The 19,857-nt window shown below is 68.1% G+C and carries 14 protein-coding genes and 1 tRNA gene; 11 read left to right on the top strand and 4 right to left on the bottom strand.

The genetic code is table 11. The annotated features are described in order from the left end of the window. Nucleotides 1–118 precede the first annotated feature (118 nt). The 4 genes from gltB (at nt 119) to pyk (ending at nt 8,289) form a co-directional block, all read left to right on the top strand. A complete protein-coding gene (gltB, locus tag H5T77_RS01635; protein ID WP_472850325.1) occupies nt 119–4,597 on the top strand; it encodes a glutamate synthase large subunit in 4,479 nt (1,492 codons plus the stop codon). 68 nt (nt 4,598–4,665) lie between these two features. Further along, entirely contained in the window at nt 4,666–6,132 is a 1,467-nt protein-coding gene (locus tag H5T77_RS01630; RefSeq protein WP_292644301.1) for a glutamate synthase subunit beta, read from the top strand. A 138-nt stretch (nt 6,133–6,270) separates the two neighbouring features. Then, nucleotides 6,271–6,726, top strand: a complete 456-nt coding sequence (locus tag H5T77_RS01625; protein WP_292644299.1) for a winged helix-turn-helix transcriptional regulator — start codon at nt 6,271–6,273, stop codon at nt 6,724–6,726. A gap of 93 nt (nt 6,727–6,819) precedes the next feature. After that, nucleotides 6,820–8,289, top strand: a complete 1,470-nt coding sequence (pyk, locus tag H5T77_RS01620) for a pyruvate kinase (RefSeq protein ID WP_292644297.1) — start codon at nt 6,820–6,822, stop codon at nt 8,287–8,289. On the opposite strand, the gene H5T77_RS01615 is transcribed toward pyk, so the two are convergent. Both H5T77_RS01615 and H5T77_RS01610 read right to left on the bottom strand, forming a co-directional pair. After that, nucleotides 8,286–9,029 carry a helix-turn-helix domain-containing protein gene (locus H5T77_RS01615; RefSeq protein ID WP_292644295.1) on the bottom strand — a complete coding sequence of 248 codons (744 nt, stop codon included), beginning with the start codon at nt 9,027–9,029 and terminating at the stop codon, nt 8,286–8,288. The genes pyk and H5T77_RS01615 overlap by 4 nt on opposite strands. Before the next feature lie 52 nt (nt 9,030–9,081). Beyond that, nucleotides 9,082–9,157: transfer RNA gene (locus H5T77_RS01610), tRNA-Leu, on the bottom strand. Between the two features lie 92 nt (nt 9,158–9,249). Between H5T77_RS01610 and H5T77_RS01605 the strand changes: the two genes are divergently transcribed. The 5 genes from H5T77_RS01605 to H5T77_RS01585 all read left to right on the top strand — a co-directional run bounded on the left by H5T77_RS01605 (nt 9,250) and on the right by H5T77_RS01585 (nt 14,099). Continuing rightward, nucleotides 9,250–9,879 (top strand): ANTAR domain-containing response regulator, encoded by a 630-nt coding sequence (locus H5T77_RS01605; RefSeq protein ID WP_292644293.1) that lies wholly within the window; start codon nt 9,250–9,252, stop codon nt 9,877–9,879. Between the two features lie 167 nt (nt 9,880–10,046). Next, complete coding sequence (locus H5T77_RS01600) at nt 10,047–11,390, top strand: branched-chain amino acid ABC transporter permease (RefSeq protein ID WP_292644291.1); 1,344 nt, start codon at nt 10,047–10,049, stop codon at nt 11,388–11,390. Nucleotides 11,391–11,399: 9 nt separating this feature from the next. After that, complete coding sequence (locus H5T77_RS01595; protein ID WP_292644288.1) at nt 11,400–12,392, top strand: branched-chain amino acid ABC transporter permease; 993 nt, start codon at nt 11,400–11,402, stop codon at nt 12,390–12,392. Nucleotide 12,393: 1 nt separating this feature from the next. Continuing rightward, a complete protein-coding gene (locus H5T77_RS01590) occupies nt 12,394–13,323 on the top strand; it encodes an ABC transporter ATP-binding protein (RefSeq protein WP_292644286.1) in 930 nt (309 codons plus the stop codon). Continuing rightward, a complete protein-coding gene (locus H5T77_RS01585) occupies nt 13,320–14,099 on the top strand; it encodes an ABC transporter ATP-binding protein (protein ID WP_292644284.1) in 780 nt (259 codons plus the stop codon). The genes H5T77_RS01590 and H5T77_RS01585 overlap by 4 nt, the downstream gene beginning before the upstream one ends. Before the next feature lie 141 nt (nt 14,100–14,240). Here H5T77_RS01585 and H5T77_RS01580 read toward each other — a convergent pair whose 3' ends face one another. Then, entirely contained in the window at nt 14,241–14,819 is a 579-nt protein-coding gene (locus tag H5T77_RS01580) for a GNAT family N-acetyltransferase (protein WP_292644282.1), read from the bottom strand. Nucleotides 14,820–15,140: 321 nt separating this feature from the next. On the opposite strand from H5T77_RS01580, the gene H5T77_RS01575 reads away from it, so the two are divergent. Continuing rightward, nucleotides 15,141–16,385: an ABC transporter substrate-binding protein gene (locus H5T77_RS01575; protein ID WP_292644280.1), complete on the top strand. Its 1,245-nt coding sequence runs from the start codon at nt 15,141–15,143 to the stop codon at nt 16,383–16,385. 67 nt (nt 16,386–16,452) lie between these two features. Here H5T77_RS01575 and H5T77_RS01570 read toward each other — a convergent pair whose 3' ends face one another. Beyond that, nucleotides 16,453–16,908, bottom strand: coding sequence for a hotdog fold thioesterase (locus H5T77_RS01570; RefSeq protein ID WP_292644278.1), 456 nt, complete (start codon nt 16,906–16,908; stop codon nt 16,453–16,455). Nucleotides 16,909–17,070: 162 nt separating this feature from the next. Here H5T77_RS01570 and polA point away from each other — a divergent pair, with 162 nt between their 5' ends. Further along, complete coding sequence (polA, locus tag H5T77_RS01565; protein ID WP_292644276.1) at nt 17,071–19,758, top strand: DNA polymerase I; 2,688 nt, start codon at nt 17,071–17,073, stop codon at nt 19,756–19,758. Nucleotides 19,759–19,857: the final 99 nt, after the last annotated feature.

The following is a 19,857-nucleotide window of genomic DNA, read 5'->3' as shown; positions in this document are numbered from 1 at the left end:
GGTCGGTGCGTGCCCGAGCCCGGACAGACGGGAGATCCCGGTGCCGTACGAGCACTCGTATCCATCCCCCCAGGGCCTCTATGACCCTCGGTTCGAGAAGGACGCCTGCGGCGTCGCCATGGTTGCGACGCTGACCGGTGAGGCCAGTCACGACATCGTGAAGCAGGGCATCCGTGCCCTGGTGAATCTCGACCACCGCGGCGCCGCCGGCGCCGAGACCAACTCTGGCGACGGCGCCGGGATCCTGCTGCAGGTCCCCGACGCCTTCCTGCGTGAGGTCGTCGACTTCGACCTTCCGGCCGAGCGCGCCTACGCCGTCGGCACCGCCTTCGTCCCCGGCGACGCCGACCAGGTCGAGCGCACCGTGAAGCTGGTCGAGGAGATCGCGACCGAGGAGGGCCTGGAGGTCCTCGGGTGGCGTGACGTGCCGGTCAACCCGGACTCCCTCGGTGCCACCGCCAAGGCGGTCATGCCGACCTTCCGGCAGCTCTTCGTCGCCGGTGCCAAGCAGCGCGTGACGGGCCTCGCCCTGGAGCGGCTCGCCTTCTGCCTGCGCAAGCGCGCGGAGCGGGAGACCGACGTCTACTTCCCCTCGCTCTCCAGCCGCACCATCGTCTACAAGGGCATGCTCACCACGCCCCAGCTGGCCGAGGTCTTCCCCGACCTGGTCGACGAGCGGGTCGCCTCCGCGATCGCCGTCGTCCACAGCCGGTTCTCGACCAACACCTTCCCGAGCTGGCCGCTGAGCCACCCGTTCCGGTTCATCGCCCACAACGGTGAGATCAACACCGTGATGGGCAACCGCAACTGGATGAAGGCGCGCGAGTCGCTGCTCGAGTCCGAGCTGATCCCCGGCGACCTGGAGCGGCTCTTCCCGATCTGCACCGAGGGTGTCTCCGACTCCGCCTCCTTCGACGAGGTCCTCGAGCTGCTCCACCTGGCCGGCCGCAGCCTGCCGCACGCCATGCTGATGATGATCCCGGAGGCGTGGGAGAAGCACGAGGAGATGGACTCCGCCCGCAAGGCGTTCTACGAGTTCCACTCCTCGCTGATGGAGCCCTGGGACGGACCCGCTTCGGTCGTGTTCACCGACGGCACCCAGATCGGCGCGGTCCTCGACCGCAACGGCCTGCGTCCCTCCCGCTACTGGGTCACCGAGGACGGCCTGGTCGTGCTCGGCTCCGAGGCCGGTGTGCTGGCCGACATCGACCCCGCCACCGTGGTCCGCAAGGGCCGGGTGCAGCCGGGCAAGATGTTCCTGGTCGACACCGCGGAGCACCGGATCATCGAGGACGACGAGATCAAGTCCGAGCTCGCCACCGAGCACCCCTACGACGAGTGGCTCCACGCCGGCCTCGTACGCCTCGAGGACATCCCCGAGCGCGAGCACATCGTCCACACCCACGCGAGCGTGACCCGTCGCCAGCAGGTCTTCGGCTACACCGAGGAGGAGCTGCGCGTCCTGCTCGCCCCGATGGCCAACACCGGTGCCGAGCCGATCGGCTCGATGGGCACCGACAGCCCGATCGCGGCGCTGAGCGACAAGCCCCGGATGCTGTTCGACTACTTCGCCCAGCTCTTCGCGCAGGTCACCAACCCGCCGCTGGACGCGATCCGCGAGGAGCTCGTCACCAGCCTGGCCGGCACCATCGGCGCCGAGTCCAACCTGCTGAGCCCCGGCCCGGCCTCGTGCCGCCAGATCGTGCTGCCGTTCCCGGTCATCTCCAACGACGACCTGGCCAAGATCCGTCACATCAACCGTGACGGCGACATGCCGGGCTTCCAGGTCCACATCGTCCGCGGCCTCTACGAGGTCGACGGCGGTGCCGACGCGCTGCAGGCGCGTCTGGACGAGATCGCCGCCGAGGTCTCCCAGGCGATCGAGGACGGTGCCCGCATCATCGTCCTCTCCGACCGCCACTCCACCCAGGAGATGGCGCCGATCCCGTCGCTGCTGCTCACCGGCGCCGTCCACCACCACCTGGTCCGCGAGCGCACCCGCTCGCAGGTCGGCCTCCTGATCGAGGCCGGGGACGTCCGCGAGGTCCACCACGTCGCCCTGCTGATCGGCTACGGCGCCGCCGCGGTCAACCCCTATCTCGCGATCGAGTCCGTCGAGGACCTCGCCTACGAGGGCTACTTCGTGAAGGCCGACGCCGAAGCGGCGATGGCCAACACGATCAAGGCGCTCGGCAAGGGTGTCCTCAAGGTGATGTCGAAGATCGGCGTCTCCACGGTCGCCTCCTACACCGGCGCCCAGATCTTCGAGGCCGTCGGCCTGTCCAGGGACGTCGTGGACCGCTACTTCACCGGGACCACGTCCAAGCTGGGCGGCATCGGCCTCGACGTGATCGCCGAGGAGGTCGCGAAGCGGCACGCCACCGCGTACCCGCGCGACGGAGTCGCCAACGCCCACCGCGCGCTGCCGATCGGCGGCGAGTACCAGTGGCGTCGCGAGGGCGAGCCGCACCTGTTCGACCCGGAGACGATCTTCCGGCTCCAGCACGCCACCCGCACCGGCCGCTACGACGTCTTCAAGCAGTACACCGACCGCGTCAACGAGCAGTCCGAGCGACTGATGACGCTGCGCGGGCTCTTCAAGCTCAAGAGCGCCGAGGAGCTGGGTCGCGAGCCGATCTCGATCGACGAGGTCGAGCCCGTCGAGGCGATCGTCAAGCGCTTCTCGACCGGTGCGATGTCCTACGGCTCGATCTCCCAGGAGGCTCACGAGACGCTCGCCGTCGCGATGAACATCCTCGGCGGCAAGTCCAACACCGGCGAGGGCGGCGAGGACCCGGATCGTCTCTACGACCCGAAGCGTCGCTCGTCCATCAAGCAGGTCGCCTCGGGCCGCTTCGGCGTCACCAGCGAGTACCTGACCAACGCCGACGACATCCAGATCAAGATGGCCCAGGGCGCCAAGCCCGGCGAGGGCGGCCAGCTGCCCGGCCACAAGGTCTACCCGTGGGTGGCCAAGACGCGTCACTCGACGCCGGGCGTCGGGCTCATCTCCCCGCCGCCGCACCACGACATCTACTCGATCGAGGACCTGGCTCAGCTGATCCACGACCTCAAGAACGCCAACCCGGCCGCTCGCGTCCACGTGAAGCTCGTGGCCGAGGTCGGCGTCGGCACGGTCGCAGCGGGTGTCTCCAAGGCGCACGCCGACGTGGTGCTGATCTCCGGCCACGACGGCGGCACCGGCGCGTCCCCGCTGACGTCGCTGAAGCATGCCGGCGGCCCGTGGGAGCTCGGTCTCGCCGAGGCGCAGCAGACGCTGCTCCTCAACGGACTGCGCGACCGGATCGTGGTGCAGACCGACGGTCAGCTCAAGACCGGTCGCGACGTCGTCATCGCCGCGCTGCTCGGCGCCGAGGAGTTCGGCTTCGCCACCGCGCCGCTGGTCGTCTCCGGCTGCGTGATGATGCGGGTCTGTCACCTCGACACCTGCCCGGTCGGCGTCGCCACCCAGAACCCGGTCCTGCGGGAGCGGTTCACCGGGAAGGCCGAGCACGTCGTCAACTTCATGCGCTACATCGCCGAGGAGGTCCGCGAGCTCCTCGCCGAGCTCGGCTTCCGGACCATCGACGAGGCCGTCGGCCACGCCGAGGCGCTCGACGCGCGCGACGCCATCGACCACTGGAAGGCCTCCGGGCTCGATTTGGCGCCGATCTTCACCCGTGTGGAGTCGCCCCAGCAGTTCTCCGACCAGGCCCTCCACAACACCAAGACCCAGGACCACGGGCTGGAGAAGTCCCTCGACGTCAACGAGCTCCTTCCGCTCGCGGCGCCGGCGCTCGAGCGCGGCGAGCCGGTGCGCGCCCAGCTGCCGATCCGCAACGTCAACCGCACCGTCGGCACGCTCCTCGGTCACGAGATCACCAAGCGCTACCGCGGCGCCGGCCTGCCCGAGGGGACGATCGACATCACCTTCACCGGCTCCGCCGGCCAGTCGTTCGGCGCGTTCATCCCCAGCGGGCTGACGCTGCGTCTGGAAGGAGACGCCAACGACTACGTCGGCAAGGGCATCTCCGGTGGCCGGTTGGTCATCCGCCCGGAGCGTACGGCCGGGTTCAGGGCCGAGGACCACATCATCGCCGGCAACACGCTGGCCTACGGCGCCACCAGCGGACGGATCCACATCCGCGGAGGCGTGGGGGAGCGGGCCGCGGTCCGCAACTCGGGTGCCAGCATCGTCACCGAGGGTGTCGGCGACCACGGCTGCGAGTACATGACCGGTGGTCGTGTCGTCGTGCTCGGCCCGACCGGGCGCAACTTCGCCGCCGGCATGTCCGGTGGCATCGCGTGGGTCCTCGACTTCGCGCAGCAGCGGCTCAACGGCGAGCTGGTCGCGGCAACCGCCGTCGAGGAGAAGTACGCCGCCGAGCTCGAGCAGCTCGTCCGCGACCACCTCGAGGAGACCGGCTCGGCTGTCGCCGAGGCGCTCCTGGCCGACTGGCCCAATTCCCTGACCCGCTTCACGCAGGTCATGCCCAGTGACTACAAGCGCGTGCTCGAAGCTCAGGAGGAGGCCCTCGAGGAGGGCCTCGACGAGGACGAGGCAGCCGCGCGGATTATGGAGGTACTTCATGGATGAGCTTGCGAAGTCCATGAACATCCAACACAGCATGGCTGACCCTGCTGAGTCGAAGAAGGAGGCCTTCTGTGGCTGACCCCAAGGGCTTTTTGAAGAACGGGCGCGAGGTCGCGACCCGGCGTCCCGTCGAGGAGCGCGTCAAGGACTGGCACGAGGTCTACCCGGGCAAGGTCGGGAAGACCCTGCTGCCGATCATCAACACCCAGGCCTCGCGCTGCATGGACTGCGGCATCCCGTTCTGCCACCAGGGCTGCCCGCTCGGCAACATCATCCCCGAGTGGAACGACCTGGTCTGGCGCAACGACTGGGAGGGCGCCTCGGAGCGTCTGCACGCGACCAACAACTTCCCCGAGTTCACCGGTCGCCTCTGCCCGGCGCCGTGCGAGACCGCCTGCGTGCTGGGCATCAACCAGCCCGCGGTGACGATCAAGAACATCGAGGTCTCGATCATCGACAAGGCCTGGGACGCGGGCTACGTCAAGCCGCAGCCGCCCGAGTGGCTCTCCGGCAAGGCGGTCGCGGTCATCGGCTCCGGGCCTGCGGGCCTGGCCGCCGCCCAGCAGCTCACCCGGTCGGGCCACACCGTGGCCGTCTACGAGCGGGCGGACAAGATCGGCGGGCTGCTGCGCTACGGCATCCCCGAGTTCAAGATGGAGAAGTCCCAGGTCGACCAGCGCCTGGCGCAGATGCGCCGTGAGGGCACGGTCTTCCGTCCGGGCATCGACGTCGGCACCGACATCACCGGTGCGCAGCTCCAGGACCGCTACGACGCGATCGTGCTGGCCAACGGCTCGACCGTCGGCCGCGACCTGCCGGTCCCCGGGCGTGAGCTCGACGGGATCCACCAGGCGATGGAGTACCTGCCGCAGTCCAACCGCGCCTCGCTCGGCGAGGCGGTCCCCGACCAGATCCTGGCCGAGGGCAAGCACGTGGTCATCATCGGCGGCGGTGACACCGGCGCCGACTGCCTCGGCACCGCGATCCGCCAGGGTGCTGAGTCGATCACGCAGCTGGAGATCATGCCCCGCCCGCCGGAGGAGCGCCCCGACGCTCAGCCGTGGCCGACGTACCCGATGACCTACCGGGTCGCCTCCGCGCACGAGGAGGGTGGCGAGCGGGTCTACGCGGTCTCCACCAAGGAGTTCCTCGGCACCGAGGACGGCCGCGTACGCGCCCTGAAGCTGGTCGAGGTCGAGTTCATCGACGGCAAGCTGATCGAGAAGGAGGGGACGGAGAAGGAGATCCCCGCCGACCTCGTCCTGCTGGCGATGGGCTTCACCGGCCCGGAGAAGGACGGCCTCCTCACCCAGCTGGGTGTGGAGTACGACCCGCGCGGCAACGTCGCTCGCGACGACTCCTACGCCACCTCCGTCCCCGGCGTGTACGTCGCCGGCGACGCCGGTCGCGGACAGTCGCTGATCGTGTGGGCGATCGCCGAGGGCCGCGCAGCAGCGGCCGCGGTCGACACCTTCCTCACCGGCTCGACCAACCTGCCGGCGCCGATCCGTCCGACGGACCGACAGCTGATGGTCTGAGGCTGACTCACAGAGGCTGAACACCGAGGCACAACGGCGTGCCGATGACTGGCCCGGCACCTCCACACGGAGGTGCCGGGCCAGTCGGTTTCCGTCACTCGGTTTGAGGGGCGGCCAAGGGGGCGCGAGACTGGCGCCATGCCGGACGTACCCGCCGTCGCGAATCCCAGGGAGTGCACGATCGCCGATGCGCTCGAGATCGTCGGCGACCGCTGGAGCCTGCTCGTCGTACGAGAGCTCTTCTACGACCAGCTCCGGTTCTCCCAGGTCGCGCGCAACACCGGCGCGCCCCGCGACGTGCTCACCGTGCGGCTGCGCAAGCTGGTCGAGCACGGCGTGATCGCGAGGGAGCAGTACAGCGAGCGTCCCGTCCGCTACGAGTATCGACTCACGCCGGCCGGCCGCGCGCTCTCCCCGGTGCTGCTCACGCTCAAGAAGTGGGGGACCGAGCATGCCCGCCCCGGCGCCGATCCGGCACCGCTCATACACACTTGCGGCGAGGAGTTTGTCGCTCACGTGCATTGTCGCGCCTGTGGGGAGGGGCTAGCCGCCGGCGACCTCACGCTGGGCGTGCCGCTGGCAGGCGACGTCTGACTCGGGCCCTGGCGTGAATGCTCGGTGAATGACCAGATCGGGCCGCCTCCCGGGTGCTGGTTTGAACGTTCCAGAGGGGTAGTCTGGGCTCCCGTGAGAAGAGCCAAGATCGTCTGCACCCTGGGACCCGCCGTCGGGACGGAGCGTCGCATCCGCGAGCTCGTCTACGCAGGCATGGACGTCGCCCGGATGAACATGAGCCACGGCTCCCACGACGACCACTCCAGCAACTACGCGCTGGTGCGGGACGCCGCTGCGGCGAGCGGGCACAGCGTCGGCATCTTCGCCGACCTGCAGGGCCCCAAGATCCGCCTGGAGCGCTTCGAGGAGGGGGCGACCACTCTTCACCGCGGTCAGGCCTGGACGATCACCACCCGGGACGTGCCCGGCACCGACAAGATCTGCGGGACGACCTACAAGGGCCTTCCTGGTGACGTGAAGGTCGGCGACCCGATCCTGATCGACGACGGCAAGCTGCGGCTGCGGGTCACCGCGGTCGACGACACCGAGGTTCACACCGAGGTGCTGGTCGGCGGGAAGGTGTCCAACAACAAGGGCATCAACCTGCCCGGCGTCGCCGTCTCCGTACCTGCCCTCTCCGAGAAGGACGAGGAGGACCTCCGGTTCGCGCTCAAGCTCGGCGTCGACATGATCGCGCTCAGCTTCGTGCGCAACGCGAAGGACTACGAGGACGTCCGCAAGATCATGGACGAGGAGGGGCGCGTCGTCCCGGTCATCGCCAAGATCGAGAAGCCGCAGGCGATCGACAACCTCGACGAGGTCATCGCGGCCTTCGACATGTTCATGGTCGCCCGTGGTGACCTCGGCGTGGAGTGCCCGCTCGAGGAGGTGCCGTTCCTGCAGAAGCGGATCATCGAGCTGGCTCGCCTCAACGCCAAGCCGGTCATCGTCGCCACCCAGATGCTCGACTCGATGATCTCCAGCCCGGCGCCCACCCGCGCCGAGGCCAACGACGTCGCCAACGCCGTCCTCGACGGCGCCGACGCGGTGATGCTCTCCGCGGAGACGAGCGTGGGGGACTATCCGATCCACACGGTCGAGACGATGGCGCGCATCATCGCTGCCACCGAGCGCCACGCGTTCTCCTCGGAGGGCAGCCGCGCCGCCGAGCTGAGCCCCATCGACTGGGACCCGCACACCCGCTCCGGGGTCATCGCCAAGGCTGCCGCCGAGGTCGCCGACCGGGTCGGCGCGAAGTACCTGGTTGCCTTCACCACCTCCGGTGACTCCGCCCGCCGCCTCTCCCGGCTGCGCGGTGTGATCCCGCTGCTCGCCTTCACCCCCTCCGACGCCGTACGCAGCCAGCTCGCGCTCAGCTGGGGCACCGAGACCTTCCGCACCGACGAGGTCGAGCACACCGACGAGATGGTCCGCCAGGTCGACGAGAACCTGCTCAAGCTCGGCCGCGTGGAGGAGGGCGAGTTCGTGGTGATCATCGCCGGCTCGCCTCCCGGGATCCCCGGCTCCACCAACGCCCTGCGCATCCACCGCATCGGCGACGCGATCAACGCAGTCGCGCCCGCTTACGAGCGCAAGAGCTAGCTCTTCAGACCGATCAGGGCGTCGAGCGCCGCGACCGCGTCGCGGCGCGAGACGCTGATCGTCTTCCAGCTGGACTGACGCCACGGGATCTCGACGAGGTCGAGGGCCCATGCGCACAGGTCGCGGATGTCGTCGGAGACGTTGACGAACTGCCAGCGCGGATAGACGTAGGTCCGAGGACCGCTCGGGAAACGACGGGTGACGGTGTTGATGCTGCGGGAGCCGTCGCTGTGGAAGAGGCCTCGGAGGAAGTCGGCCGGGCAGCTCTCGACGATCTTGCGCTGCCACGGTTGGAGGACGATCGGCCGGGTGTGCTTGCGGCCCGCTCCGTGCTGGGGAAATAGGCACGGCCAGTGCATCCAGTTCGAATGGACATCCAGGCACCCGGTGCGTGGCACGCGAAAGACCCGGCCACCCGGCCTGATCCGATCGAGCAGACCTACCACGTCCTCGATGATCTGCGGATAGACGAGGTCGCAGGAGATGCGGAGGAAGTAGTAGCGAGGAGCCCTCGCGATGTAGCCGTCTCCGAGGTAGAAACCGAGAAGTGCGGCGTACGCCTCCTCGTCGATCTGCAGGTCATCGCACCGCGGGCAGGCGCCAGGTCGGCTCCCAGGCTCGCGGTCTCGCCACTCCCGGATCGTTGATCGCGCGACGCCCGTCGCCCGTGAGACCGTGGAGAGCGACTCACCTCGTTGGAGGAGCGCGAGCGCCTCGGCGCGGACACGGGCTGCGTACATGCACGTAGTCTGCGCTCGAGCACCGACATCTCGGCGAGGCGTAGGAACGATCTGGTGCCCCGAGTCGGATTCGAACCGACACTATACGGTGTTTGAGACCGCCCTCTCTGCCGTTGGAGTACCGGGGCTACTCGGCCCGCGAACGGGCCCGGCATTGGTCAAACTTACCGGACCGTGGGCGGGATCACTGAACCGGGACCCGCCCCAGATGCCCTAGTCTGTGCTCGTGACGGAGAGCAACCCCAGCAGCACCCCGGAGACCCACACGCGGCGAACGGTCGTCATCGCGGAGGACGAGGTCCTGATCCGGATGGACCTCAAGGAGATGCTCACCGAGGAGGGCTACCACGTCGTCGGTGAGGCGGGGGACGGCAAGGCCGCGATCGAGCTCGCCACCGAGCACCGGCCCGACCTGGTGATTCTCGATGTGAAGATGCCGGTGCTCGACGGGATCGCGGCGGCGGAGGCGATCGCGCGCGACCGGATCGCCCCGGTCGTCATGCTGACCGCGTTCTCCCAGCGTGAGCTGGTGGAGCGTGCCCGCGACGCGGGTGCGATGGCCTACCTCGTCAAGCCGTTCAACATCACTGACCTGGTGCCCGCGATCGAGCTCGCGGTGAGCCGCTTCCAAGAGCTCGCCCAGCTCGAGAAAGAGGTCGCCGGTCTGACCGACCGGCTCGAGACCCGCAAGGCTGTGGACCGGGCCAAGGGGATCCTGCAGGAGGGGCTCACGCTCAGCGAGCCCGAAGCGTTCCGGTGGATCCAGAAGACCGCGATGGACCTGCGGCTGTCGATGCGCCAGGTCGCCGAGGGCGTCATCGAGCACGGCGTCAGCGGGCCACGTACCTGAATCCGTGTAAACGGCACGTCACAGATCGGTTGCGGTCTGGAATGAGGGTCAACCTGTGGCTTGTTCGTGGGTGAAGTCGGCTTAGACTGCCCGCGCGGATCCGGCCGACCAGCGAGTTCAGCTGGTGTCAGGATCCGTCTTTAGGACACAGAGGCAGGAGTACCCACGTGCGCAAGCGGCTCTACAGAGTCCTCGTCGCGCTCATCGGTGCGCTGATGGTGCTGTTGGTAGGGACCCCGGGGGCCGCACAGGCAACCGAGACCCCACCGCCGGACGCCACCGCGATCCAGGTGACGCTTCAGGACAAGGCGAACAAGGATGCCCAAGGCAATCCCAAGCCGATCCCGGACGTGACCCTCGAGGTCACCAAGGACGGTGAGAAGGTCGGTGAAGGCGTCACTGACGCCAAGGGTGTGGCGATCATCGAGGTCGAGGAGCTCGGCGAGTACGTCGTGTCCCTCGACGAGGACACGCTGCCGTCGGGAACCGCCCTCGACGAGAACACCAAGGACGAAGCCACCGTGCAGGTACGCTTCCAGGGCCCCAACAACCGGGCCATCTTCCCCATCGGGGTCACCGCCGGCGACCAGGCGAACTTCGGCAAGGACCTGGCGACCAACCTCCGTGGCGGCCTGGTCTTCGCTCTCATCCTCGCGGTGGCCGCGCTCGGGTTCGCCCTGATCTTCGGGCCGACCGGCCTCTCCAACTTCGCCCACGGGGAGATGCTCACCTTCGGTGCGGTGATCGCCTGGACCTTCGACTCGCTGCTCGACTCAGGGGCGCTTGCCGGTGTCGCGGTGATCATCGCCGCCATCATGGCGACCATGGCCGGGGGCCTCGGCGGGTACGTCCAGGACAAGGTGCTGTGGGGGCCGGTCCGACGGCGCGGCGCCGGCCTGATCGCGATGATGATCATCTCGATCGGTCTGGCGATCTTCCTGCGCTACATCTTCCAGTACTTCTACACCTCCTCCACGCTGCAGTACTCGCAGTACTCGAACCAGGGCCGCGAGGCGCACTGGTACTACCTCGGGTTCGCCATGGCCGACCGCGAGGCGGTGATCGTCGTCGTCGCCCTCGTCGTGATCGTGGGCGTGTGCCTGTGGCTCGCCAAGAGCCGAATGGGCAAGGCGATGCGAGCGGTCTCCGACAACCCGGCCCTGGCCGCGTCCTCGGGCCTGCGCGTCGACAGTGTCATCACCAGCGCCTGGGTGCTCGGTGGCGCGATGACCGCGTTGGCCGGTGTCCTCTACGCGTTGCAGAACCAGGTCAACAGCTTCATGGGAATGAAGATCCTGCTGGTCATCTTCGCGGCGGTCACCCTCGGCGGCCTCGGCACCATCTGGGGTGCTCTGCTCGGCGCCCTGGTGATCGGCTTGATCAACGAGCTCGGCCCGCTGCTGTTCAACATTCCTCCGTCGATCAAGGAAGTCGGACCGCTGGTGATCATGATCGTGATCCTGCTGGTGCGCCCGCAAGGCATCCTCGGTCGCAAAGACCGGCTCGGGTAGGAGACGACAATGGATATTCTAGAGATTCTCCGCACCGCGTTGCAGCAGGCTCTCGGTCCCCAGGCGATCGTCTTCGCCCTCCTGGCCATCGGTCTCAACGTCCACTTCGGCTACACCGGCCTTCTGAACTTCGGCCAGGCAGGGTTCGCCCTGGTCAGCGCGTACGGTCTGGCCGTCACGGTGGTCACCTTCGGGGCGCCGTTCTGGCTCGGCCTGATCGTGGCGATGATCGCGCCCCTGGTGCTGGCCGTGATCCTCGGTCTGCCGACCCTGCGGCTGCGCGCCGACTATCTGGCGATCGTGACGATCGCCGCCGCTGAGATCCTGCGGTTCGTCGCCGGCGCGGTCGAGACCAAGGACGTCTTCGGTGGCTCCAACGGACTGAGCGGCTTCGCCGGACCGTTCCAGGCCGCCAACCCGTACTCCAAGGGCGTGGATCTCGGAATCGTGGCCTTCCGGCGCGACGACCTGTGGTCGTTGACGGTCGGGTGGGCGCTGGTGGCTGTCTGCTGCGTACTGGTCTGGGCGCTCATGCGTAGCCCGTGGGGCCGCGTTCTGCGCTCGATCCGTGAGGACGAGGATGCCGTGCGCTCGCTGGGCAAGAACGTCTTCGCGTACAAGATGCAGGCCCTCGCTCTCGGTGGCCTCCTCGGTGGCCTGGGCGGGCTGTTCCTGGCGCTCAAGCAGGCCTCGGTGGTGCCCACCAACTACGCCACGCTGATGACCTTCTACGCCTTCGCTGCGCTGCTTCTCGGTGGTGCGGCCCGGGTGCTGGGCCCCGTCATCGGAGCGATCCTGTTCTGGTTCCTCATCGCCGGGCTCGGCTCGTTCTTCAGGCAGTCGGCCGGCGCCGACGGCTGGATCCCGACGGTGATCATGACCGACACCCAGGCCAGCCTGATCCGTTACATCGTGCTGGGTCTGGCCATCATCCTGCTGATGATCTTCCGCCCACAGGGGATCTTCGGAGACCGTAGGGAGATCGCGATCGATGAGCGCTGACATGACTGACAAGACCGACAAGACTGACAAGACGGACACGGGGCCCGCGGGCCTCGTCGGCGTGAGCACCGAGCCGGGTGCCAAGAAACCCGACCCGATCCTGGTCGCCGACAACATCGTGCGTACGTTCGGCGGCCTGACCGCCGTCGACGTGGACCACTTCGAGATCCAGCGGGGTGCGATCACCGCGCTGATCGGGCCCAACGGTGCAGGCAAGACCACGTTCTTCAACCTGCTGACCGGTTTCGACCAGCCCAGCAGCGGCACCTGGAGCCTGGACGGCAGATCTCTGAAGGGGATGGCGCCGTTCAAGGTCGCCCGCCTCGGCATGGTGCGTACGTTCCAGCTCACCAAGGTGCTCGCGAAGCTCTCGGTGCTCGAGAACATGCGTCTGGGTGCCACCGGGCAGCGCGGTGAGCGGTTCTGGGCCGCGCCGTTCAAGGGCCTGTGGGGCAAGCAGGAAGCCGAGATCACCGCGAAGGCCGACGACCTGCTCGCCCGCTTCCTGCTCGACGCGAAGCGTGAGGACTTCGCCGGCTCGCTCTCGGGTGGTCAGCGCAAGCTCCTCGAGATGGCGCGCTCGCTCATGGTCGACCCCGAGCTGGTCATGCTCGACGAGCCGATGGCCGGGGTGAACCCTGCCCTCAAGCAGTCGCTGCTGGGCCACGTGAAGTCGCTTCGCGACGAGGGCCGCACGGTCCTCTTCGTCGAGCACGACATGGACATGGTCCGCGACATCTCCGACTGGGTCATCGTGATGGCCCAGGGGAAGATCGTCGCGGAGGGTACGCCCGGATCGGTGATGGCCGACCAGCGCGTGATCGACGCCTATCTCGGCGCCCATCACGACACCGACCTGAGCGAGCTCGACGAGGAGAAGCTCGAGGCCGAGGTCGAGGCCGAGATCGCCCAAGAGGAGGGTTCGAAGTGACTTCCACCGACACGGACAAGTTCCGGGAGACCCACCTGCGTGAGGCCGAGGGCGCGGTGCTCCGTGCCGACGGCCTGATCGCGGGCTACCTCCCGGGGGTCAACATCCTCAACGGCAGCGATCTCTACTGCCAGCGCGGCGAGCTGGTCGGCATCATCGGCCCCAACGGCGCCGGCAAGTCGACGCTGCTCAAGGCGTTGTTCGGCCTGGTGAAGATCCACGAGGGCACCGTCAAGCTCGAGGGTGAGGACATCACCGGCAAGCGTGCCGACGAGCTCGTCTCGCGAGGGATCGGGTTCGTCCCGCAGAACAACAACGTCTTCCCGAGCCTGACCATCGAGGAGAACCTCGAGATGGGCTGCTACCAGGCGCCGAAGAAGTTTGCAGAGCGGTTCGAGTTCGTCTCCGGGATCTTCCCTGCCCTCGGCGAGCGCCGCAAGCAGCGCGCTGGTGGTCTCTCCGGCGGCGAACGTCAGATGGTCGCGATGGGCCGGGCGCTGATGATGGAGCCGTCGGTCCTGCTCCTCGACGAGCCGTCCGCGGGGCTCTCGCCGGTCATGCAGGATGAGGTCTTCGTCCAGACGCGCAAGATCAACCAGGCCGGCGTCTCAGTCGTGATGGTCGAGCAGAACGCCCGCCGCTGTCTGCAGATCTGCGACCGTGGCTACGTGCTCGATCAGGGCCGCAACGCCTATACCGGGCCTGGGCGCGAGCTCGCCGACGACCCGAAGGTGATCGAGCTCTACCTCGGCACCCTGGGTGCCAAGGAGGACTGACGAGCGAGGCCGAACGGCGAGCTTGCTCGTCGGTTCGCGCCGAGCGAGGAAGTTCCGCCGCCGAAGGCGGCCGGACTGAGAGCGCGTACGTCTCGAACGCACCAGGCCCCGGAGCAGCTGCTCCGGGGCCCGGCGCGGTGTTCAGGCGACGGTGTTCGAACGCCGCTGGGAGCGCCGCGCGGCGAGCAGCTCGCCGACGGCGCTGGACTGCTTCGGGCTGCGAGACATCCGGGCGTGGTGAGGAAGGGCTCGGCCGAGGACGTTGAGCCGAGAACGTACGACGGCGGTCGGGGCCACGCGCATGACGGCCTGCGCTCCGAGACCGAGCCGGGCCAGAAACCGGTTGCCGTCACGGCCGGCGGCGGAGCCCGCGGCCGCGATCACCCTGACCCCGCGCTCCTCGGCGAAGACGACGGCCGCCTCCATCAGCTTCCGGCCCACGCCCCGGCGGCGGAAGCTGGGAACGACGTGGGGCGCGAAGATCTGCACCGTCGGTTCCAGGTTGAGCGGACCGAAGGTGGTGGCGCGCAGGTAGACCGCCCCGACGGCCTCGCCGCCGCACTCGGCGACCAGGAGGCGCTGGTCGGGGGAGGCGCCGGCGTCACGGATGATCGTCTCCAGGTCGCCTAGCTGGTCCTGGGCGTCCGCCATCCGCAGCGAGTCCTGCCAGATGCCGAGAAGGAAGAGCGCGTCATCGACTCGAGCCTCTCGCAGCGTCACCGGAACCTGCTCATCGAGCTCGTCCTACACGGGTGCCGTGCATACAGATCATCACAATTCCTCCACGATCGTGGCTGTTCCCGGGCGGAATCGGGTTTCCCGGGTGATCATGTCACCACGGCGCCGATAATACGGAGCCGATCATGGCGGCAACCCAGGCAATGATGCCATGGGGGAGATGTAACGGATTGGTGAAAAGACAAGTCCCTCGGGTGATTCACCCTCCGGGCGTCTCTAATGTGTCTCCGCAAGGTCCGACGTGAGCCGGGCCAGCCCATACGAAAGAGGGACCAAGCAGTGAACTCATCATCCTCTACCTGGATGAAGCTGACCGCAGGCGCCGGCGCCTTGGCGCTCAGCTTCACCCTCGCCGCCTGTGGCGGCGAGACCGCTTCCGAGGAGCCGGAGAAGAAGGCCGCCCCCAAGGGTGACGGCACTTTCACCGTCGGGCAGCTCCTCCCACAGACCGGCAGCCTCGCGTTCCTCGGCCCGCCCGAGTTCGCCGGTGTCGACCTCGCCGTCAAGGAGATCAACGAGGCTGGCGGCGTGCTCGACAAGCCGGTCGCCTCGCACAAGGCCGACGAGGGCGACTCCGACTCGGGCATCGCGCCGGCTGAGGCCGACGGCCTGCTGTCGAAGAAGTCCGACGTCATCATCGGCACGGCATCCTCGGGTATGGCGAAGACGGTCGTCGACAAGATCATGAGCGCGGGCACCGTGCTCTTCTCGGGTGCCAACACCTCGACCGACTTCGACGAGGGCGACTTCTCCAAGCCTGACCTGTACTTCCGTACCTCTCCCTCCGACATCCTCCAGGGTGCGGTGCTGTCGAACCTGCTGATCGAGGACGGTCGCTCCAACGTCGCCATCCTGGCTCGTCAGGACGCCTACGGTGAGACCCTCGCCGAGCAGATCAAGGTCAACCTCGAGGACTCGGGCGCCAAGGTCGCGACCACGTCGTTCTACAGCCAGGACGCCACCTCGTTCGAAGCCCAGGTCAACGAGATCGCCGGCTCTGGTGCCGACGCCGTCGTCGTGGTCTCCTTCGAGGAGGTCAAGAAGATCATGCCTCAGCTCATCGCTGCGGGTGCCGGCCCGGCCAAGCTGCCGACCTACTTCGTCGACGGCAACACCGCGGACTACTCCGACACCTTCAAGAAGGGCGAGCTCAAGGGCGTCAAGGGCACCATTCCTGGCGCCGAGACCAGCGACGACTTCAAGGCGCGTCTCGCCACGGTCGACCCGAGCCTGAAGGACTACGCGTACGCGGCCGAGTGCTACGACGCCACGATCGTCGCAGCACTCGCGGCGGTTGCGGCCGAGAACGACTCCGGTGAGGCGGTCGCCGAGCAGATCATCGATGTCACCACCGGTGGCACCAAGGTCAAGACCTTCGCCGAGGGCGTCGAGCTTCTCAAGAAGGGTGAGGACATCGACTACGACGGTGTCTCCGGCCCGATCGAGCTCGGTGAGACCGGTAGCCCGACCGCTGCGTCGATCGGCATCTACCAGTACGACGACAAGAGCCAGATCGCTCCGGTCAAGTACATCTCCGGCCAGATCTGATCTGCCTGAGACCAACGGGGAGTGCCCCGAGGCGAAAGCCTCGGGGCACTCGTGCTCTGTCTGTCGGCTACGCCTTGGGGACGCGCGCGGCCTCGATCAGCGAGCAGGTGATCCGCGAGGTGCAGACCCGCCTGCCGCGCTCGTCGGTGATCACGATCTCGTAGGCCGCCGAGCTGCGTCCGAGGTGGATGGCCGTCGCGGTGCCGGTCACGATGCCGGAGGTCGCCGCGCGGTGGTGGGTGGCGTTGATGTCGACGCCGACCGCGACCTTGCCGAGCGAGTGGCCGTGGAGGCCGGAGCCGATCGACCCGAGGGTCTCGGCGAGGACGACCGAGGCGCCGCCGTGGAGCAGGCCGTACGGCTGGGTGTTGCCCTCGACCGGCATGGTGCCGACGACCTTCTCAGCCGAGATCTCGAGGATCTCGACGCCCATCTTCTCGTTGAGCGCGCCCGCTCCCTGGGGGAGCGACCCCACGAACTTCGCGATCTCGGTGGGGTCGGTGGTGTGGAGTCCATCGGTCATGGATGCATGTTCGCACGCGGCTGTCCACCACTTGGTCTCGACCCGCTTCGCGGTTTCGCAAGCTCACCCGCTGCGCTCGCTCGACCTTCTCGCGTTGTGCCCCGGCTCCTTCGTCGCCGGGCCGCAGGCTCGAATGTCGGTGGTCGTGGATAGAGTCGGACCGTGGCTGACGTGACGCGTGACCGACTGCTCCTTCTCGATGGGCACTCGCTGGCCTACCGGGCCTTCTTCGCTCTGCCGGTGGAGAACTTCTCGACCGTCACGGGGCAGCACACCAACGCCGTCTACGGCTTCACCTCGATGCTGGTCAACGTGCTGCGCGACGAGACCCCGACCCATGTCGCGGTCGCCTTCGACCTGTCGCGGCAGACGTTCCGGCTGGAGGAATACTCCGAGTACAAGGCCAAGCGCAACAAGACCCCCGACGAGTTCAAGTCCCAGCTGCCGCTGATCCAGCGGCTGCTCGACGTGCTCAACATCCGCCACCTCTCGCTGGCCGGCTACGAGGCCGACGACATCATCGCCACCTTGGTGACCCAAGGGCTGGAGGCCGGGATGGAGGTGCTGATCCTGACCGGCGACCGCGACTCGCTGCAGCTGGTAACCGACTCCTCGACCGTGCTCTATCCGATGCGTGGCGTCTCCGACCTGGCGCGAATGACACCCGAGTCCGTGGAGGCGAAGTACGGCGTGCCGCCGCACCGCTATCCCGAGATCGCCGCGTTGGTGGGGGAGGACTCCGACAACCTGCCCGGCATCCCCGGTGTCGGCCCGAAGACCGCCGCGAAGTGGATCAACACCTACGACGGTCTCGACAACGTGATCACCCACGCCGACCAGATCAAGGGCAAGGCCGGCGACAACCTGCGCGCCCACCTCGCTGACGTGATGCGCAACCGGCGGCTCAACGCCTTGGTGCGAGACCTGTCCCTGGACGTCGGCCCGGCCGACTTCGGGCGGGTCGAGTGGGACCGTGCGGCCGCGCTGGAGCTTCTCGACGAGCTCGAGTTCCGCGGGGAGATCCGCACCCGGATCACCGACGTGCTCGCCCCGGAGGACGACGTCCCGATCGACGAGAGCGGGTTCGCGTTGGAGGGAGAGTCCCTGGCTCCCGGCGCCGTCGCGGCCTACCTCGACGGGCTCGGGGCCACGCCCGTGGGCGTGCATGTGCGCGGGTCCTGGGGTTCCGGCACCGGCCGCGTGGGCGGGTTCGGTTTCGCGACGCCGGAGCGGGCGGCGTACGTCGGGGTGGACGGGCTCACGCCCGAGGACGAGAAGGCGCTGGCCGACTGGCTCGCGGATGACTCGAAGCCGAAGATCATGCACGACGCCAAGGGCGCCGAGCTGGCGATCGACGCCCACGGCTGGTCCCTGCGCGGGCTGACCACCGACACCGCGCTGTCGGCCTACATCGTGGCTCCCGACCAGCGCTCCTACGACCTCGCCGACCTGACGCTGCGCTATCTGAAGCGTGAGCTCAAGCAGGAGGACGACGGCGGCCAGGAGTCGCTCTTCGGCGACGACGAGGTCGGCGGCGACGGCGTCTCGAAGACCTCGATGCTCTACGCCCGGGCGGTGCTCGACCTGGCCACCGAGCTCGACTCGGCGGTCGAGGCTGCCGGCGGACACCGGCTGCTGGCCGAGGTGGAGCTTCCGCTGCTGCATCTGCTGGCGCGGATGGAGAAGACCGGGATCGCGGTCGACACCGAGCATCTCGACGCGCTGGAGCGGCACTTCGCCGGTCAGATGAAGCAGGCGGCCGACGAGGCCTACGGCGTGATCGGCAAGGAGATCAACCTCGGCTCGCCCAAGCAGCTGCAGGTGGTGCTCTTCGACGAGCTCGACATGCCGAAGACGAAGCGCACCAAGACCGGCTGGACCACGGACGCCGACGCCCTCCAGCAGCTCTACGTGAAGACCGAGCACCCGTTCCTGATCGCCCTGCTGCGTCACCGCGACGTCACCCGGCTGCGGGTCACCATCGAGGGTCTGCTGAAGACGGTGCAGGACGACGGCCGCATCCACACCACCTTCAACCAGACCATCGCGGCCACCGGGCGGCTCTCCTCGACCGAGCCCAATCTGCAGAACATCCCGGTCCGCACCGAGGAGGGTCGCGGGATCCGGAAGGGCTTCGTGGTCGGAGACGGCTACGAGTCGCTGATGACGGCCGACTACAGCCAGATCGAGATGCGGATCATGGCCCACCTGTCCGAGGACGAGCTGCTCATCGAGGCGTTCCGCTCCGGGCGCGACTTCCACTCGATCACCGCCGCGCGGGTCTTCAGCGTCGACCCGGACGCGGTCTCCTCGGAGCAGCGGGCCAAGATCAAGGCGATGAACTACGGCCTGGCCTACGGCCTGTCCGCCTTCGGCCTCTCCCAGCAGCTCGGGATCGAGCCGAGCGAGGCGCGTGGGTTGATGGAGGAGTACTTCGAGACCTTCGGCGGCATCCGCGACTACCTGCGCAGCCTGGTCGAGGAGGCCCGCCGCACGGGCTACACCGAGACCATCATGGGCCGCCGCCGCTACCTGCCCGACCTGCTCTCGGACAACCGGCAGCGCCGTGAGACCGCCGAGCGGATGGCGCTCAACGCTCCCATCCAGGGCTCGGCCGCCGACCTGATCAAGGTCGCCATGCTGCGGGTCCAGGCCGCCATCGACGAGGCCGGCCTCACCTCCCGGATGCTTCTCCAGGTCCACGACGAGCTCGTCTTCGAGGTCGCCGCGGGGGAGCGCAAGGCCCTGGAGACCCTGGTGCGCCAGCAGATGGGCTCCGCCGCCGACCTCAACGTCCCCCTCGACGTATCGGTGGGCACCGGTCTCTCCTGGCACGAAGCCGCCCACTGACCCCTCGCCGAGACGTCACCCGCGTCGGCCGAGACGTCACCGCGGTCGGCCGAGTTGGCATCCGGGTGCCAACTCGGCCGACCTAAGAGACGTCTCGGC

It is taken from the genome of Nocardioides sp. (assembly GCF_014360585.1).
Taxonomy (GTDB): domain Bacteria; phylum Actinomycetota; class Actinomycetes; order Propionibacteriales; family Nocardioidaceae; genus Nocardioides.
This window is presented reverse-complemented; position numbering and strand designations above follow the sequence as displayed.

What these genes read in the sequence shown, in the direction of transcription:
- H5T77_RS01575 (WP_292644280.1), top strand. Translation starts at nt 15,141, where the DNA reads ATGAAGCTGACCGCAGGCGCCGGCGCCTTGGCGCTCAGCTTCACCCTC.
- H5T77_RS01570 (WP_292644278.1), bottom strand. Translation starts at nt 16,908, where the DNA reads ATGACCGATGGACTCCACACCACCGACCCCACCGAGATCGCGAAGTTC.
- H5T77_RS01625 (WP_292644299.1), top strand. Translation starts at nt 6,271, where the DNA reads ATGCCGGACGTACCCGCCGTCGCGAATCCCAGGGAGTGCACGATCGCC.
- gltB (WP_472850325.1), top strand. Translation starts at nt 119, where the DNA reads ATGGTTGCGACGCTGACCGGTGAGGCCAGTCACGACATCGTGAAGCAG.
- H5T77_RS01590 (WP_292644286.1), top strand. Translation starts at nt 12,394, where the DNA reads ATGACTGACAAGACCGACAAGACTGACAAGACGGACACGGGGCCCGCG.
- H5T77_RS01615 (WP_292644295.1), bottom strand. Translation starts at nt 9,029, where the DNA reads ATGTACGCAGCCCGTGTCCGCGCCGAGGCGCTCGCGCTCCTCCAACGA.
- H5T77_RS01595 (WP_292644288.1), top strand. Translation starts at nt 11,400, where the DNA reads ATGGATATTCTAGAGATTCTCCGCACCGCGTTGCAGCAGGCTCTCGGT.